This window comes from Methyloparacoccus sp. NF-16 (assembly GCF_056880625.1).
In genome coordinates this window covers 2,080,569-2,096,504 of sequence record NZ_CP174130.1, presented here as the reverse complement: position 1 = coordinate 2,096,504, position 15,936 = coordinate 2,080,569, and the positions used below count along the sequence as shown (strand labels likewise).

Below are 15,936 nucleotides of genomic sequence, written 5' to 3'. Positions count from 1 at the left end.
GACAGAAAGGGATTTATCGTGACGAAATCCGACCTCATCCATTCATTGGGCGAACGTTATCCGCACATTCTCCCCAAGGATATCGAACTGGCCGTTAAGGGTATCGTCGAGCACATGGCCGAGGCCCTTGCCGTGGGCAATCGCATCGAGATACGCGGTTTCGGCAGCTTCTCCATCCGATTCCGTCCGCCGCGACTGGGCCGCAATCCCAAGACGGGGACCCGGGTCCAGCTGGACTCACGCTACGTACCGCACTTCAAGCCTGGCAAGGGACTGAGGGACAGGGTCAATGAGGGTTTCCAGTAATCCCTTGGCTGAACCCGGCCTGCCTGCGGGCCGCAACAGCGATTGCAGGGCCATGCCGCTGAATCCGTGGATCCAGGGCATGGCTTTTTTCTGTCCGCGGCGTCTGTCCGCCGCCTCCTCCGGATTCGGCTGAAGCTCCCGTGTCGGTGCAGGAACTCACGGCCCTGCTCCTGCCGGTGGCGGCAGCCTCGGGTTGGTATGCCGCCCGTCGGCACTACCTCCACCAGTATCGGACCAATTTCTCCCATCCCCTGACCCAGGCCTACCGTCGTGGCCTGAACTACCTGCTGGACGAGAAGACCGACAAGGCCATCGCAGCGCTCGCCGAGATCCTGGAGCAGGATGCCGAGCGGATGGAAACCCACATCACGCTGGGCAACCTCTTTCGTCGCCGTGGCGAGGTCGAAAAGGCAATCGAGATTCATGCCAAGCTGCTGCAGGAACCTGGCCTGACGCCCATACAGCGGGCCCGCGCCAGCCATGAGCTGGGCATCGACTACATGCGTTCCGGGCTGCTTGACCGCGCCGAGTCCATCTTCACCGAGCTTGCCAGGAGCGGTTCCCATGGCAAGGTCGCGTTGCAGCGCCTGCTGCAGATCTACCAGCAGCAACGGGACTGGCTGCGGGCCATCGCCTGCGTCACCGACCTGCGCCGGCAGAGCAAGCCGCGGTTTGGCGAGACGGTCGCCCATTTTCTCTGCGAGCTGGCGGAAGAGGCGATGGCCGAACATCGGCTCAAGGACGCGCGGGACTATCTCTCCCGGGCGCTGGAGGACGATCCCGGCTCGGTGCGGGCCAGCATCGCCAAGGGCCGCCTGGAACTTGGCAACGGCGAACACCTGAAGGCGTTGCAGACGCTGAAGGACATCGAGCGCCAGGATCCGGCCTACCTCTCGGTCGTGCTGCCCCTGATCAGCCTGTGCGCCGATCGTCTTGGCCAGGGCCGGGAACTGCTGGATTACTACGGGCAGCTCTACGCCGACTACGGCATCGTGTCGGCTGCCGTGGCCCGGGCCGAGCGGCTGCAGCATGTCGAGGGCATCATGGCGGCGGTGGATTACCTGCTGCCCATTCTCGAGGCGCACCCCGAACCGCTTGCGGTGGCGCGGGCACTGGCCCTGCTGGCGGCGGACAGTCAGCATGGTTCGGGCAAGCTGCGTCGCCTGAGCGCCCTGCTGAACGATATCATGGCGGACACGCAACAGTTCCAGTGCGAGCAGTGCGGTTTCGACGCCTCCGAACTTTACTGGCGTTGCCCGTCCTGCCAATATTGGGGCTCGATACGCCCGGTCGGTCCCTTTGCCGCCCTGAGCGTGACGACCCTCGAACAGGACGTCAGCCGGGAAGGTTCCGGTTGAGGTTCGGCCGGGTCTGTTCACCCAACACCATCGCTGATCCGGAGAACCGCATGTCCAGGCTGTCGTCGACGCCGCTTCCGCCCTTCGACCAGTGTCGCCTGGCCTGGACGACCGATGTTTCCGCATCGGCGGGCCACGGTGGCGCGACGGCCGGAACCCGGGCCACCCGCTGACGATGCATCCCGCCCGGGAGGGGCCCCGCCAGGGGCCTTTTCTGTGCGTGAAACCCCATTCCCCGATAACCGCATGAGCACACTACAGAATATCCGGTGGCATGCCGGCCACGTCAGCCGTCAGGCGCGCGAGGCCCAGAATGGCCACAGAAGCTTCGTCCTCTGGTTCACCGGCCTGTCAGGAGCCGGCAAGTCCACGCTGGCCCATCGGGTCGAGGAACTGCTGTTCCGGGACGGCTGCAGAACCTATGTCCTCGATGGCGACAACGTCAGACACGGTCTCTGCCGTGATCTGGGCTTCAGCGCCGTCGACCGGCAGGAAAACATCCGCCGCATCGGCGAGATGAGCAAGCTGATGGCGGATGCCGGCCTGATCGTCATCACCGCCTTCATCTCGCCTTTTCGCCGGGATCGGGACGGTATCCGGTCGCTGCTGCCTGCCGGCGAGTTCATCGAGGTCCACTGCGATGCCCCGCTGGAGGTCTGCGAGCAGCGCGACGTCAAGGGGCTGTACCACAAGGCGCGGCAAGGCGCCATCCCGGAATTCACCGGCATCTCCTCTCCCTACGAGGCGCCGCTCGCCCCGGAGATCGTCGTGCATACCGGGCGCGATACCCTGGATGACTGCGCCTGGCAGGTCGTCCGCTACCTGGCCGCAAGGCAACTCATCACCCTGTCCAACAAGGAGCCACACGCATGAAAAAAACCGTCAGAAAGGCCGTCTTCCCCGTTGCGGGTCTGGGTACCCGATTCCTGCCGGCCACCAAGGCCAGCCCCAAGGAGATGCTGCCGATCGTCGACAAACCGTTGATCCAGTATGCGGTCGAGGAAGCGGTCGCCGCCGGCATCGATACCCTGGTTTTCGTGACCAGCCGGACCAAGCGGGCCATCGAGGACCATTTCGACAAGGCCTACGAGCTGGAAACGGAACTGGCGACCCGCGGCAAGACCGAGACGCTGAAGGCACTGCAGGACATCGTGCCGCCGGGCGTCACCTGTGTGTATATCCGCCAGGCCGAGGCGCTGGGCCTCGGGCATGCCGTCAACTGTGCGGCGGCCGTCATCGGCGACGAGCCCTTCGCCGTGATCCTGGCCGACGACATGATCGACGATGGCCCGCGCGGCTGCCTCAGGCAGATGGTCGAGGTGTTCGAGGAATGGCAGTGTTCCGTGCTCGGCACCGAGCGGGTCCACCCTTCGGAAACCCAGAGCTACGGCATCGTCAAGGCGGAGGACATCCGTCCCGGACTCGGCAAGCTGAACGGCATTGTCGAAAAGCCGAAGCCGGAGGACGCGCCATCCAGCCAGGCGGTGGTGGGGCGCTACATCCTGACGCCGGGCATCTTCGAGCGGCTGAACAAGGTCCAGCGCGGCGCCGGCGGCGAGATCCAGCTCACCGACGCGATCGCCATGCTGCTCAAGGACGAGCCGGTACTGTCCTATGAATTCGAGGGCAAGCGGTATGACTGCGGCTCGAAGCTTGGTTACCTGATGGCCACGGTCGAACAGGGCCTCAAGCACGAGGAACTGCGGGAGAGCTTCAAGGCCTACCTGTCCGGCCTGAAGCTGGGTTGACGGCAGCGCGCGGGGCGGGTTTCCCAGGCCGGGAAACCCGCCCCGGTGGCGTCTCAGGTCAGCGCTGCCCTGATGCGGGTCATGGCCTTTTCGAGGTTGGCCATGCTGGTGGCGATGGACAGGCGGATGTGGCCCTCGGCACCGAAGGCCGAGCCCGGCACCACGGCGACGCCACCCTGCTCGATGAGGAATTCCGACAGACCCAGATCGTCGTCGATGCCGGGCAGGCGCCGGATGACCCGGCTGACGTCGGGCAGCACGTAGAAGGTGCCGTCGGTCTCCAGGCAGTCCACATCGGCGATGCCGTTCAGCTCGCGGACCACATAGTCGTGCCGCTCCCGGAAGGCCTTCAGCATGTCGCCGATGAAGCCCTGATCGCCGTTGAGCGCGGCTTCCGCGGCGACCTGCGAGATCGAGGTGGGGTTCGAGGTGCTCTGCGACTGGATATTGGTCATGGCCTCGATCAGCCAGGCCGGTCCCGCCGCGTAGCCGATGCGCCAGCCGGTCATGGAGTAGGCCTTGGACACCCCGTTGAGCACCATGGTCCGCTCGTACAGGTCGGGGTTGGCGTTGAGGATGTTGATGAAGCGGCCGTTCCAGACGATGTGCTCGTACATGTCGTCGGTGGCGACGATGATGTCCGGGTGCTGGCGCAGCACGTCGCCCAGCGCCTTCAGCTCTGCCTCGGTATAGGCCATGCCGCTGGGATTGGAGGGGCTGTTGATGACCACCAGCCGCGTCCTGGCGGTGATGGCCCGCTCCAGCTGGTCCGGGGTGATCTTGAAACGCTGCGACTGCGGTGCCTCGACGATGACCGGCCGGGCGCCGGCCAGCAGCACCATGTCCGGATAGGACACCCAGTAGGGCGCCGGAATGATGACCTCGTCGCCGGGATTCAGGAGGGCCTGGGCCAGGTTGTAGAAGCTCTGCTTGCCGCCGCAGGACACCAGCACCTGACGGGTATCGTAATCGAAACCGTTCTCCCGCTTGAACTTGGCGACGATCGCCTTCTTGAGGCCGGGCGTGCCGTCGACGGCGGTGTATTTGGTGAACCCGTCCTGGATCGCCTTGATCGCGGCCGCTTTGATATGCTCGGGCGTGTCGAAATCCGGTTCGCCCGCGCCCAGGCCGACGATATCCTTGCCCGCGGCCCGCATGGCCGCGGCTCTGGCGGTTACCGCCAGGGTAGGGGAGGGCTTGATGGACAGGACGCGATCGGACAGGGTCTTATTCATGATGTCGGGGAAAATCACAGGATGAGGGCGGAAACGATGCCGCAAAAAATGATACTCGATGAGAGCCTGCCCCTGAATCCTGCCAAGGGAAAAAAATTCGCCCTGCACAGCCGCTTTCAGCCGTCGGGCGACCAGCCGGAGGCCATCCGCCAGCTCATCGAAGGCCTGCACGACGGGCTGCTGCATCAGACCCTGCTGGGCGTGACCGGCTCCGGCAAGACCTTCACCATCGCCAACGTCATCGCCCGCGAACAGCGGCCCACGCTGATCCTGGCGCCCAACAAGACCCTGGCGGCCCAGCTGTACGGCGAGATGAAGGAGTTCTTCCCGGAAAACGCCGTCGAGTATTTCGTCTCGTACTACGACTACTACCAGCCGGAAGCCTATGTGCCGTCTTCCGACACCTACATCCAGAAGGACGCCTCGCTGAACGAGCACATCGAGCAGATGCGCCTGTCCGCCACCAAGGCACTGATCGAGCGGCGCGACACCATCATCGTCGCGACCGTTTCCTCCATTTACGGCCTGGGCGAGCCGGCCTCCTATTTCAGCATGGTGCTGCACCTGGTCCGGGGCGACATGATCGAGCAGCGCACCCTGCTGCGTCGCCTGGCGGAATTGCAGTACACCCGCAACGACACCGAGCTGCGGCGCGCGACCTACCGGGTACGCGGCGAGGTGGTGGATGTCTATCCGGCGGAATCCGAGCGCGAGGCGCTGCGCATCGAACTGTTCGACGACGAGATCGAGCGGCTGTCGCTGTTCGATCCGCTGACCGGTGAAATCCTCTCCCGCATCGCCCGCTATACCGTCTACCCCAAGACGCACTACGTCACCCCGCGCGAGAAGATTCTCGATGCCATCGACCAGATCAAGCTGGATCTCCGCGCGCGCCTCGGCGAGCTGCGCGAGCAGCACAAGCTGGTCGAGGCCCAGCGCCTGGAGCAGCGCACGCTGTTCGATCTGGAAATCATGCTGGAGGTCGGCTACTGCTCGGGTATCGAGAACTACTCCCGCTACCTTTCGGGGCGTGCGCCGGGCGAGGCGCCGCCGACCCTGTTCGATTACCTGCCGCCCGACGCCCTGCTGGTGGTGGACGAGAGCCATGTCACCATCCCGCAGCTCGGCGCCATGTACCGGGGTGACCGTTCGCGCAAGGAAACGCTGGTCGACTACGGCTTCCGGCTGCCCTCGGCGCTGGATAACCGGCCGCTGCAATTCGAGGAGTTCGAGGCGCGATCGCCGCAGCGCATCTACATCTCGGCCACGCCGGGTCCCTATGAGCTCAGGCACTCCGGCGCGGTGGTCGAACAGGTCGTGCGACCGACCGGGCTGTTGGACCCGGTGGTGGACATCCGCCCGGCCCTGACCCAGGTGGAGGATATGCTGTCGGAAATCCGCGAGCGGGTGCGCAGGAGCGAGCGGGTATTGGTCACCACCCTGACCAAGCGCATGGCCGAGGATCTGACCGAGTACCTGTTCGAGCACGACATCGCCGTGCGCTACCTGCATTCGGATGTCGAAACCGTCGAGCGGGTGGAGATCATCCGCGACCTGCGGCTGGGCAAGTTCGATGTCCTGGTGGGCATCAACCTCCTGCGCGAAGGGCTGGACATCCCCGAAGTCTCGCTGGTCGCCATCCTCGATGCCGACAAGGAGGGCTTCCTGCGCTCGACCTCGTCCCTGATCCAGACCATCGGCCGCGCGGCGCGCAATGTTGCCGGCAAGGCCATCCTCTATGCCGACCGGGTGACCGGTTCGATCGAGCGGGCGCTGGCCGAGACCGAGCGCCGCCGTGCCAGGCAGGAGGACTACAACCGCCGCATGGGCCTGGTGCCGACCGGCATCGTCAAGCGGGTGACGGATATCCTGGAACTGCCCATCCCGGGCTCGCTCGGGGCGGCGCAGAAGAAGAGTCGCGCCAGAGTGGCCGAGCCGCCTCCCGACTATCGGTCGGTCAAGCCGGCCGAGGCCGCCAGGCTGATCAGGCAGCTGGAAGAGCGGATGTACGCCGCTGCGCGGGATCTGGAGTTCGAGGAAGCCGCCCGTCTGCGCGACGAGATCCGCCGCCTCCAGGACGCGATGCTGATGGCCTGAACATACCAGCGGGAACGCTGCCGGCCGTCAGGGCCGGTCGTCGTCCACCAGAGGTTCCAGGCGGACCGGCGCACCCTCGGCATCGGCCAGCCGCAGCCCGGGCTGGCCGGCGAATTCGAGCGCGATCACGGCCAGCCCGATGCTGCCGCCCGCGGGCGCCGGGCAGGCGTTCACCACCTGCCCGGCGGAGCGGGGCTCGTCCCCCGCGGTGTCCAGGATCGGCGCGCCCGGCGGTAGGCATTCGCAGCCCTCGACCCGGAAGCGGAACAGTCGTCGTTTCAGCTGTCCCAGATAGTGGGTGCGGGTGACGATTTCCTGCCCTGTGTAACAACCCTTGCTGAAGCCGATACCACCCATCCGGTCCAGGTTGAGCATCTGCGGCAGGAATTCCTCGCCGGTTGCCGGCAGGATCCGTGCAAAGCCGGCCTCGATGTCCGCCAGCCGCCAGGCATCCGCAGGCAATGGTTCGCCGGGTGGCGACTGGTCCGCCGCCAGAATCGCCAGATGGCGATCGCTGCCGTCGCTCAGCGGCCAGCCCAGACCGGCCGGCAGGGATGTGTTTCCGCCGAAGAAACCCCACACCCGCGCCGGTCCGGTCAGGTTTTCCAGCGTGACCCTGGCGCGCAGCACGTAGCGCTGGAGCCGCTCCCGCAGCGGCTCGGCGAGCTCGGCGGCCAGCAGCAGGCGGTAGCCATCGTCCGCGCGGGCGATGCGGAAGTTGGCCACTACCCGGCCCTTGGGCGTGCAGAAGGCGCCGCAGCCGAGTGTCCCGCTGGCCAGGGCCAGCACGTCGGTGGTGGCCTGACCCTGCAGGAAGTGGCCGGCATCGTCGCCGGAAACCTTCAGTACGCCCCAGTCCACCAGCTCGGAGAACCCGCCGCGGGCGGGGGCAGTCGTCGATGTGGGGATCATGATGTCCGTGTCGGTTCGGGAAAGGGGGGGCGATGGCGTTCCGGTCCGCCGGCCACCGGGTGAGGCGCGGCCGCGCCGGTCTGGCCTCGTTCTGGCCGGGCGCGGGTCCGCATGGCGATCAGCGGCCGTTCTGCAGGGCGGCGATGCGTTCCTCCAGCGGCGGGTGGCTCAGGAACAGGCGCTGGAAGCCGGACGAGATGCCGCCATTGATGCCGAACGCCGCCAGCTCGCCGGGCAGGTCGGCCGGCTCGTGGGCCCGCTGCAGGGCACGCAGCGCATCGATCATCTTGCCGCGGCCGGCCAGCTCCGCACCACCTGCGTCGGCGCGGAATTCACGGCGGCGCGAGAACCACATGACGATCATGGTGGCCAGGATCGACAGCAGGACTTGCGCCACCATCTGTGTGATGTAGTAGCCGGGTCCATAGCCGTAGCCGCGCTCGTCGTCCCCGGAGCGCAGCAGCACCCGGTCGACCAGGTAGCCGGCGATGCTGGCGAAGAAATAGACAAAGGTGTTCACCACGCCCTGCAACAGACCCATGGTCACCATGTCGCCGTTGGCCACATGGCTCATTTCGTGGCCCAGCACCGCTTCCACCTCATCGGCATTCATGCGCTGCAGCAGGCCGGTGCTGACGGCCACCAGCGAAGCGTTCCTGCTCATGCCGGTGGCGAAGGCATTGGGATCGGGGCTGTCGAAGACGCCGACTTCCGGCATGCCGATGTTCAGCCGCCGTGCCTGCCGGGCGATGGTATCCACCAGCCATTGCTCGGTTGCGTTGCCGGGCTGCTCGATGACATGCACGCCCATGGACTGCTTGGCCATCCACTTCGACATCATCAGCGAGATGAAGGACCCGCTCATGCCGATCACCGCCGAGGAAATCAGCAGCTGGTCCAGGCTCAGGGGAACCCCCCGCTGATGCAGGAAATCGCCCAGTCCCAGAACATGAAAGACGATGCTGATCAGCAGCAGGACCGCCGCGTTGGTCAGCAGAAACAGCAGAATGCGCATGGTTTCATACTCGATTAGTCAATGTCAGGATGGCCATGATTGAAGCTCGACGGCCAAAAATCAAGGGCCGACACAGCGGGAGGCTGCCCGGCGGCCGGCAGGCGTATCGGTCGGTTCTCCGGCCGTTCCCTCGGCAGAGCATGCGGACGTGTCCCCCCGTCGCACGACCGCGCCATCGCACCATTGCGCCCGCTCCGGCGAACAAGCCCATGCTCGGGTCGTGTCACGTGCCGGGTCAGGGACCTTCGATGGCCTGAAGGAGTTCGGGCATGATCCGGGCCGCTCCGGCCTCGGTCAGGTGCGAGTTGTCGTGGTAGTAGACCTTGTCATGTTCGATCAGCGTGCAGTGGCTGGGCTGGCCGGGACACAGGGTCTTCATGGGGTAGACCCAGCGCGCCCTGGGCGGCAGCGGCAGTTCCGCCAGCGCGCTGGCAAAGCGTGCCTGGTAGTCGTGGTTCTCGATATCCAGATTGTCCATGCAGCTCGCCGATTTCGGAGCGACGCCCGGATAGTGCAGGGCCAGTCCGCAGCGGAGGTTGATATTGGGGGTCGGGCCGACGATGACGGTTCTGGCTGGCTTGAGCCGGAAATCCATCAGGGCGTCGGTCATGGCGGAGCGGATGGCCGGGACGCTGTCGAGGCCGTAGGCTCGCCAGAACTGCGCGTGGATGGTGGCCTGCAGGGGCGGCAGCTTCAGCTCGCCCAGCAGCCGCCGGCGCGCATCGCAGGTTTCCTCCGCGTGGCCGGGTGGCCGCAGCGCCATGCCGAAAAAGCAGGTAGGGCTCCATACCAGGAACATGCGGTACCGACCGCCCGCCGCCTGTTCCAGCGCCTTGGCCAGGTGAAAGGCGTAGCTGTCGCCGTACAGCAGCAGGGCCTTGCCGGCTGTCGGCGTGCCGAACTCGCAGTAGCCCTGCTTTCGCACCGCCGCCAGACAGAAGCGGTGATCCAGCTTCTGGTCGGCCAGCGATGGCTGGCCCAGACGCGCGGGAAAGCCCTGCCGCCACAACACCAGGCCGCCGACCAGCGCGGTGGCCATCATGCCGGCCAGCAGGCGCAGGCTATTGCGCCGCGCCGCCGCGGCGCGGCGGATGGGCCATTCCACATGACGGGTGGTGAGCCAGGCGAGTCCGATGGCCAGCGCGACCAGAGCCAGACGGATCGCCGGTTCGGGGGCCTGGCCACCATACAGCCAGCTGAACGACAGCAACGGCCAGTGCCACAGATACAGGGCGTAGCTGATCAGCCCGAACCAGACCAGCAGCGGCGTCGCCAGCAGTTTCCGGTTGACCCAGGCGGAGGGCCCGGTTGCGATCAGCAGCGCCGTGCCTGCGACGGGTACCAGCGCCTGCCAGCCGGGAAAGTGCTGGCCCGGGCGAACCAGCAGGCATCCCGCGAACAGCGCGGCCAGCGCCAGCAGCGACAGCAGGTTTGCGGCCAGCGGACCCGCCATGCCGGGCAGGATGCCGCCATTGCCCAGCGGCTTGCCCGTGGCGACGCGCGTTTGCGCATAGGCCAGCATGGCGCCTGTCAGCAGCTCCCAGGCCCGCGATAGCGGATTGAAGAAGGTCGCGACGGCATTGCCCTGCACCCGCAGGATGTTGTTGCCGAAGGACAGCGCCAGGAGGGTCAGGCAGACCCAGGGAAACAGGGCCTTCCTGCGCCACGTCAGCCAGACGATCAGGGGCCAGCCGAGATAGAACTGCTCCTCGATGCCGAGCGACCAGAGATGCAGCAGCGGCTTGGCCTCGCTGCTGGTGTCGAAGTAGCCGGCCTCCGAACGCAGGACAAAGTTGAGCGCGAACCCGGCTCCGGCGAGCGTGTGCTTGCCGAGTTGCCGGTACTCGTCATCCAGCAGCATGAACCAGCCGGCCAGCAGCGTGGCCAGCAGCACGATTGTCAGGGCGGGAAAAATGCGCAGGATGCGGCGCCGATAGAAGCCGGACAGGCTGAACTGCCTGCGCGCCAGATTCTCCAGCAGGATGAGCGTGATCAGGAAGCCGGAAATGACGAAGAACACATCGACGCCGATGAAGCCTCCCGGCAATGCCAGCGGGAAGGCATGGAAGATGACGACCGCCAGAACGGCCAGGGCCCGCAGGCCATCGATGTCGGGACGGTATTGCGGATGAAAGGACGGCGTGTTGCCGCGCTCCTGCGGCAGCGAGGGTTGCTGGAACATGCGGATGGTCGACGTAGCGGAACAGATCGGCGGTGGTGCCGGGACGGTTGGTGGATGCAGGGTCAAGCGGGCGGATTCCCGGCGGATGACGGTTTCGGCGGCGGCGTTGCCTGCGGCGTGGACGCCGGGGCTGCCGCGACCTTGCGGAAGCAGAAGGTTGCGGCGTCGCCCCGCTGCTCGCGGTTGAGTCGCGCCGCCTGTTGCTTGTAGCGGCGCAGCATTTTCCGGGAAACGGGCCGCCGGCCGGTCTGCCTGGCCTCCCGCAGGGCGATATCCTGGCGGTAGAGTTCGCTGCCCCAGAACTGGAAGGCCGTCGAATCGTGGATGACTCTGAGCAGCGCCAGACCCGCGGCGCTGGCAAGCCTTTTCAGGCTTGCTTCGCTATGCAGGTAGAGATGCCGCGGCGCATCCAGCTGCACCCAGTCCGTGCCGTAATGGTCCCAGGCATGTGACGTCACCAGCGGAACGCTGATCAGGCAGCAGCCACCCGGCTTCAGGTGCGCGGCGATCCCGGCCAGCTGCTCGGCCTGCCGCGGCATGTGCTCCAGGGAGTGGTTCAGGCGGATCAGGTCATAAGTGCCGCTGAGGGAGGCGAGGTCGGTTTTCAGCAGCCTGAGCCCGGGCACCGGCTGGCGGTCCCGATCCAGATAGGGATCGATGCCGGTGAGATCGCGGAAGCCGAGCTGGTGCAGCCGCGTCAGGAAATGGCCCGCCCCGCAGCCGACGTCGAGGATCCGCGCGTCGAGGTCCAGCCCCAGTCCCCGCAGTTTGGCGATGTCGCCGGTGGGTTTCAGAGCGGCGCAGAGCCGGCCGACCAGGCCAGGGTTGAACAGTATCCAGCGATCCCGGGTGTCCTTGAGCCGCCTGTCGATGCCCTGCGGTTGGCGTTCGCCCTGCTCGAACGAGTAGTAATCGTCAGGGTAGTAGTCGGCCAGGTTGGCCGGGTAATCATCGATCTGCAGGCAACCGCACTGGCTGCACTGGAAATAGGCAAAGCGCTCCCGGGTTCCCATCAGCATTTCCCGGACGCCGAACACCGGGTTGTCGGATGCGTTCCCGCAGATGCGGCACTTCATGGATGTTGCTCCAGGATGGGCAGGGCTCGCCCGCAGGGATGGCGAACGCTTGGGTAGTCGTGGGTTTCGGGTGCCATCGGGCCCGGATCCTCGCCGGCCGCTCGGTCCACCCGGTAGGCACATGGCCTACCGGGATCTTGTTTACAGCTATGAATATGGCCGGGTCTAGAACGGGATGTCGTCGTCGAAATCGATATCCATGCCACTGCCGCCACCGCCGCTGGGCGGGTAGGACGGATTGGCGGCAGGAGGCTGTTGCGGCGCCTGCGCATAGCCGCCACCCTGGCGCCCGTTGTAGTCGCCGAAGCCCCCGCCCTGGCGTTGGGGAGACTCGCCGCTGGCGCGGTCGAGCATCTGGAATTCCTGGGCGACGATTTCGGTCGTGTACTGGTCGCGGCCGTCCTTGTCCTGCCACTTGCGGGTTTGCAGCCGGCCTTCCAGGTACAGCTTGCTGCCCTTGCGCAGGTAGTCGCGGGCGATTTCCGCCGTGCGACCGAACATGACGATGCGATGCCATTCGGTGCGTTCCTGCAGGTTGCCCTGCTGGTCCTTCCAGGTTTCACCGGTAGCCAGCCTGAGATTGGCGATGACGCTGCCGTTGGGGGAGGTGCGAACTTCCGGGTCGGCGCCGAGGTTGCCGACCAGAATGACTTTGTTGACGCCGCGAGAGGCCATGGACGATTTCTCCTGAGTGACGGGGCGGGCGCGAGGGCCCGCGGCCGCGTTATTGTACTGTAAGGTTTCCCCCCGACCCGCGGGATCGCGCAGAGGTCAGCGGGATGCCCCGCCGCGCACCTGGTCGCGGTACCGGACGAGTTCTTCGGTGATCTCGGCGGCGGTCTTGCGTGCGTCCTTGTCGGAGGCGTTTTTTTCCATGACGAACTTGGCGGCGGCGGCGTAGGGATTCAGCGTTACCGCCGCGCCTGGCGTCTCGCCATGCTGCTTGACGGTACCGAATACGGCAAAGGGTCGGGTGGGGTCGGAGTCCGAGAGGTCGCTCAGGCCCACTTCCACCTGCATCTGCGAGGCACCCTGTCCGAAGCCGAGGGCCGCACGGCGGATGCGGTTGCCCTCGTCCACGTCCACGAACCGGCCGCTGATCAGCCAGCCGCTGCGCGGCAATGTCCCCGTGGGCAGGCGTTCGGCGGGAACGCCCTGGTCCCGCAGGTCCTGAACCAGGGCGGTGGCCAGCGTTTCGACGATCCCGGCTGCCTTGGCCGACGGGTCCGTGGTGGTCAGCGGCTTGGGCAGCCGCTCGCCGACTCCGTCCAGTGCGCCATCGGCCAGCCGGCCCGGCAGGGCGCCGCGCACACCCTGGTCGCCCTGGAAATCGGCCGTGTCCAGGCGGAAGTCGGCCACGTAGACCGTCGCCGGTGCCTGTCTGGGCAACGGCGCCACGGTTGCCTCGTCCCTGACGGTGACCTTGTCGCGCAGGGAGGCGCCCCCCAATCGCTGGCAGGCGCTCCCGTTCAGGGCGAGAACAACGGCCAAGGCCATCGGCAGGTATTGCAGGTTGCGGGTCACGGGCAGGCCTCCGGGTGGCAATGACGGCGAGGGGGCAAGGTTGCGGGCGGGCTTTATCCATCAGCGTGTGGACTTCGTCAAGTGCCGGTTGCCGCCATCGGGAACGGAGATTCGCGCGGCGCCCCGCCGGGTCGGCGGCACAACTGTTTTATCCTTGTGCCTTGCCTTCGTTCCGTGCCGACGATCGCCCGTCAGCGCCAGCCGGTGACGGCGGGGCCGGGACACGCGGCAAGGCGGCTTTGCGGATGGTGATGGATTCAGGTTGATGACGATACTCTACGACGATCGCTGGCTGGGCCCGCACGGCATTGGCCGGTTCGCGGGCGAGGTGGCGCGGCGCTGCGGCATGACGCCGCTGCGCCTGCCGGGCCGGCCGCTGGACATCGCCGATCCCTGGCGCCTCCGCCGTGCCTTGCGGGCGCGGCGGCCCGGACATTTCTTCTCGCCGGGCTTCAACGCGCCGCTGGGGTGGCCATGCCCGTTTTCCCTCACCCTGCACGACCTGATCCACCTGGAAGTGCCGGAGGAACGCTCGCTCGTCAAGCAGGCCTACTATCGGGCGGTGCTGAGACCGGCCCTGCACCGCGCGGACCTCGTCCTGACCGTCTCGGATTTTTCCCGGCAGCGCATCGCCGACTGGGCGGGCCTGCCGCCCGGGCGGATCGTGATCGCGGGTAACGGCGTCAGCCCGGCGTTTTCCCCGGACGGGCCGTGCCGGGACCACCGGCGGCCCTATCTGCTGTATGTCGGCAATCGCAAGCCGCACAAGAATGTGGCGGGTCTGCTGCGCGCCTATGCCGCCAGCGGCATCTGGCGGGAGGCGGATCTGCTGCTGACCGGCGACCTGTCGGACGGGCTGCGCCGCCTCGTGGCCGAACTGGCCGTCACGGCGCCGGTCGTGCCGCTCGGTCCGGTACCGGAGGCGGATCTGCCGGCGCTGTATCGTGGCGCCCTGGCGCTGGTCATGCCTTCGCGCTACGAGGGCTTCGGCCTGCCGGTCGTGGAGGCGATGGCGTCCGGGACGCCGGTCCTGTGCAGCAACCGGACGGCCCTGCCGGAAGTCGGCGGCGATGCCGTGGCCTATTTCGATCCCGACGATGAAGACCATTTCGTGGCCGTCCTGCAGTCGGTGACCCGCACCGCATGGCTGGCGGACCTGCGGGCGCGGGGATTGCGTCGCGCGCGCCGGTTCGACTGGGACCTGGTCGCCGCGCGGGTGATGGCCGGTATCGCCGGGGCCGGTGCATGACATGATAGGCTTGCCAGCGATTGCCGCTGCGGATTTCCCCTGCCCTCCATCGCCATGAAAGTTGCCATCGTCGTCGAATGGCTGGCCGCCTATGCCGGCTCCGAGCGGGTACTGGAGCAGATGCTGGCCTGCTTCCCGGAGGCCGACATCTTCGCCGTGGTCGATTTCGTGCCGGAGGCGGAACGCGCCTTCCTGCAGGGCAAGTCACCGCAGGTGACCTTCATCCAGCAGCTGCCCTTCGCCCGCTCCCGTTTCCGTCATTACCTGCCGCTGATGCCGCTGGCGGTGGAGCAGCACGACCTCGGCGCCTACGATCTGATCCTGTCCAACTGCCATGCCGTCGCCAAGGGTGTCATCGTCGGCCCCGAGCAGCTGCACGTGAGCTACGTCAACTCGCCCATGCGCTACGCCTGGGAGTTCCAGCACCAGTACCTGCGCCAGGCAGGGCTGGATCGGGGGCTGCGCACCTGGCCGGTGAGGTGGATGCTGCACCGGCTGCGGTTGTGGGACCTGCGCACCGCCAACGGGGTTGATCTGTTCCTGGCCAATTCGGCCTTCATCGCCCGGCGCATCTGGCGCGTCTACCGGCGACCGGCCGAGGTGTTGTACCCGCCGGTCGATGTCGATGCCTTCCCGCTGCGGGAGGCCAAGGACGATTTCTACCTGGCCGCTTCCCGGCTGGTGCCCTACAAGCGCCTGGATCTGATCGTCGAGGCGTTTGCCGGCTTGCCCGACAGGACCCTGGTGGTCATCGGCGATGGGCCGGAAATGGCCAGGATCCGCCGCAAGGCCGGCGCCAATGTGCATCTCCTGGGCCATCAGCCGTTCGCGGTCTTGCGCGACTACCTGCAGCGGGCCCGCGCCTTCGTCTTCGCGGCGGAAGAGGATTTCGGCATCCTGCCGGTCGAGGCCCAGGCCTGTGGCACGCCGGTTATCGCCTACGGGCGTGGCGGCGCCCTGGAGACGGTGCGCGGGCCCGACCAGCCGCGACCGAGCGGGCTGTTTTTCGGCCAGCAGTCGGCGGAGGCCATCCGCGCCGCCATCCGTCGGTTCGAGGCGGAGTCTGACCGCTACGAGCCTGTCACCTGCCGCGACAATGCCCGCCGCTTTTCGGTGGAACATTTCCGGCAGGCCTACCGGGCCCGGGTCGATCGGGCCTGGGCCGATTTCCTGGCCCACGGTCCGCCCGGCGTGGAGCGTCCGCCGCGCTGATGCCGGCGGCCATTCTGGCCGC

The 15,936-nt window shown here is 66.8% G+C and carries 14 protein-coding genes; 7 read left to right on the top strand and 7 right to left on the bottom strand.

From position 1 onward, the window contains the following. Positions 1 to 18: 18 nt before the first annotated feature. The 4 genes from ihfB (at position 19) to galU (ending at position 3,412) form a co-directional block, all read left to right on the top strand. Complete coding sequence (gene ihfB / locus ACH5N8_RS09965) at positions 19 to 306, top strand: integration host factor subunit beta (protein WP_460026718.1); 288 nt, start codon at positions 19 to 21, stop codon at positions 304 to 306. Positions 307 to 446: 140 nt separating this feature from the next. Beyond that, entirely contained in the window at positions 447 to 1,664 is a 1,218-nt protein-coding gene (gene lapB, locus ACH5N8_RS09960; RefSeq protein WP_460026717.1) for a lipopolysaccharide assembly protein LapB, read from the top strand. A 246-nt stretch (positions 1,665 to 1,910) separates the two neighbouring features. After that, positions 1,911 to 2,537, top strand: a complete 627-nt coding sequence (gene cysC / locus ACH5N8_RS09955) for an adenylyl-sulfate kinase (RefSeq protein WP_460026716.1) — start codon at positions 1,911 to 1,913, stop codon at positions 2,535 to 2,537. Beyond that, a complete protein-coding gene (gene galU, locus ACH5N8_RS09950) occupies positions 2,534 to 3,412 on the top strand; it encodes a UTP--glucose-1-phosphate uridylyltransferase GalU (RefSeq protein WP_460026715.1) in 879 nt (292 codons plus the stop codon). Before cysC ends, galU begins: the two co-directional genes overlap by 4 nt. 53 nt (positions 3,413 to 3,465) lie before the next feature. Here the strand turns inward: galU and ACH5N8_RS09945 are convergent, their stop codons facing one another. Beyond that, positions 3,466 to 4,647 (bottom strand): pyridoxal phosphate-dependent aminotransferase, encoded by a 1,182-nt coding sequence (locus tag ACH5N8_RS09945; RefSeq protein WP_460026714.1) that lies wholly within the window; start codon positions 4,645 to 4,647, stop codon positions 3,466 to 3,468. A gap of 48 nt (positions 4,648 to 4,695) precedes the next feature. Between ACH5N8_RS09945 and uvrB the strand changes: the two genes are divergently transcribed. Beyond that, complete coding sequence (gene uvrB, locus ACH5N8_RS09940; RefSeq protein WP_460026753.1) at positions 4,696 to 6,744, top strand: excinuclease ABC subunit UvrB; 2,049 nt, start codon at positions 4,696 to 4,698, stop codon at positions 6,742 to 6,744. A 27-nt stretch (positions 6,745 to 6,771) separates the two neighbouring features. Here the strand turns inward: uvrB and ygfZ are convergent, their stop codons facing one another. From ygfZ to ACH5N8_RS09910, 6 genes are all read right to left on the bottom strand, one after another. Beyond that, a complete protein-coding gene (ygfZ, locus tag ACH5N8_RS09935; protein ID WP_460026713.1) occupies positions 6,772 to 7,656 on the bottom strand; it encodes a CAF17-like 4Fe-4S cluster assembly/insertion protein YgfZ in 885 nt (294 codons plus the stop codon). 118 nt (positions 7,657 to 7,774) lie between these two features. After that, positions 7,775 to 8,671, bottom strand: coding sequence for a protease HtpX (htpX, locus tag ACH5N8_RS09930; protein WP_460026712.1), 897 nt, complete (start codon positions 8,669 to 8,671; stop codon positions 7,775 to 7,777). A 235-nt stretch (positions 8,672 to 8,906) separates the two neighbouring features. Beyond that, the gene (locus ACH5N8_RS09925; RefSeq protein ID WP_483281183.1) at positions 8,907 to 10,853 is read right to left on the bottom strand and encodes an acyltransferase family protein; all 1,947 of its coding nucleotides are present in this window, start codon (positions 10,851 to 10,853) and stop codon (positions 8,907 to 8,909) included. Positions 10,854 to 10,915: 62 nt separating this feature from the next. Then, positions 10,916 to 11,929 (bottom strand): class I SAM-dependent methyltransferase, encoded by a 1,014-nt coding sequence (locus ACH5N8_RS09920; RefSeq protein ID WP_483281182.1) that lies wholly within the window; start codon positions 11,927 to 11,929, stop codon positions 10,916 to 10,918. 165 nt (positions 11,930 to 12,094) lie between these two features. Next, positions 12,095 to 12,604 (bottom strand): single-stranded DNA-binding protein, encoded by a 510-nt coding sequence (locus ACH5N8_RS09915; RefSeq protein ID WP_460026709.1) that lies wholly within the window; start codon positions 12,602 to 12,604, stop codon positions 12,095 to 12,097. A gap of 96 nt (positions 12,605 to 12,700) precedes the next feature. Then, positions 12,701 to 13,453 (bottom strand): DUF4410 domain-containing protein, encoded by a 753-nt coding sequence (locus ACH5N8_RS09910; protein ID WP_460026708.1) that lies wholly within the window; start codon positions 13,451 to 13,453, stop codon positions 12,701 to 12,703. A 265-nt stretch (positions 13,454 to 13,718) separates the two neighbouring features. Here ACH5N8_RS09910 and ACH5N8_RS09905 point away from each other — a divergent pair, with 265 nt between their 5' ends. After that, positions 13,719 to 14,702: a glycosyltransferase family 4 protein gene (locus tag ACH5N8_RS09905; protein WP_483281181.1), complete on the top strand. Its 984-nt coding sequence runs from the start codon at positions 13,719 to 13,721 to the stop codon at positions 14,700 to 14,702. Between the two features lie 54 nt (positions 14,703 to 14,756). After that, the gene (locus ACH5N8_RS09900; RefSeq protein WP_460026706.1) at positions 14,757 to 15,914 is read left to right on the top strand and encodes a glycosyltransferase family 4 protein; all 1,158 of its coding nucleotides are present in this window, start codon (positions 14,757 to 14,759) and stop codon (positions 15,912 to 15,914) included. Positions 15,915 to 15,936: the final 22 nt, after the last annotated feature.

Bases quoted from the DNA above. Each gene is read 5' to 3' on its own strand.
- ACH5N8_RS09920 (WP_483281182.1), bottom strand. From the start codon at position 11,929: ATGAAGTGCCGCATCTGCGGGAACGCATCCGACAACCCGGTGTTCGGC.
- htpX (WP_460026712.1), bottom strand. From the start codon at position 8,671: ATGCGCATTCTGCTGTTTCTGCTGACCAACGCGGCGGTCCTGCTGCTG.
- ACH5N8_RS09900 (WP_460026706.1), top strand. From the start codon at position 14,757: ATGAAAGTTGCCATCGTCGTCGAATGGCTGGCCGCCTATGCCGGCTCC.
- ACH5N8_RS09925 (WP_483281183.1), bottom strand. From the start codon at position 10,853: ATGTTCCAGCAACCCTCGCTGCCGCAGGAGCGCGGCAACACGCCGTCC.
- cysC (WP_460026716.1), top strand. From the start codon at position 1,911: ATGAGCACACTACAGAATATCCGGTGGCATGCCGGCCACGTCAGCCGT.
- ACH5N8_RS09905 (WP_483281181.1), top strand. From the start codon at position 13,719: ATGACGATACTCTACGACGATCGCTGGCTGGGCCCGCACGGCATTGGC.
- ACH5N8_RS09945 (WP_460026714.1), bottom strand. From the start codon at position 4,647: ATGAATAAGACCCTGTCCGATCGCGTCCTGTCCATCAAGCCCTCCCCT.
- uvrB (WP_460026753.1), top strand. From the start codon at position 4,696: ATGATACTCGATGAGAGCCTGCCCCTGAATCCTGCCAAGGGAAAAAAA.
- ygfZ (WP_460026713.1), bottom strand. From the start codon at position 7,656: ATGATCCCCACATCGACGACTGCCCCCGCCCGCGGCGGGTTCTCCGAG.
- ACH5N8_RS09915 (WP_460026709.1), bottom strand. From the start codon at position 12,604: ATGGCCTCTCGCGGCGTCAACAAAGTCATTCTGGTCGGCAACCTCGGC.
- galU (WP_460026715.1), top strand. From the start codon at position 2,534: ATGAAAAAAACCGTCAGAAAGGCCGTCTTCCCCGTTGCGGGTCTGGGT.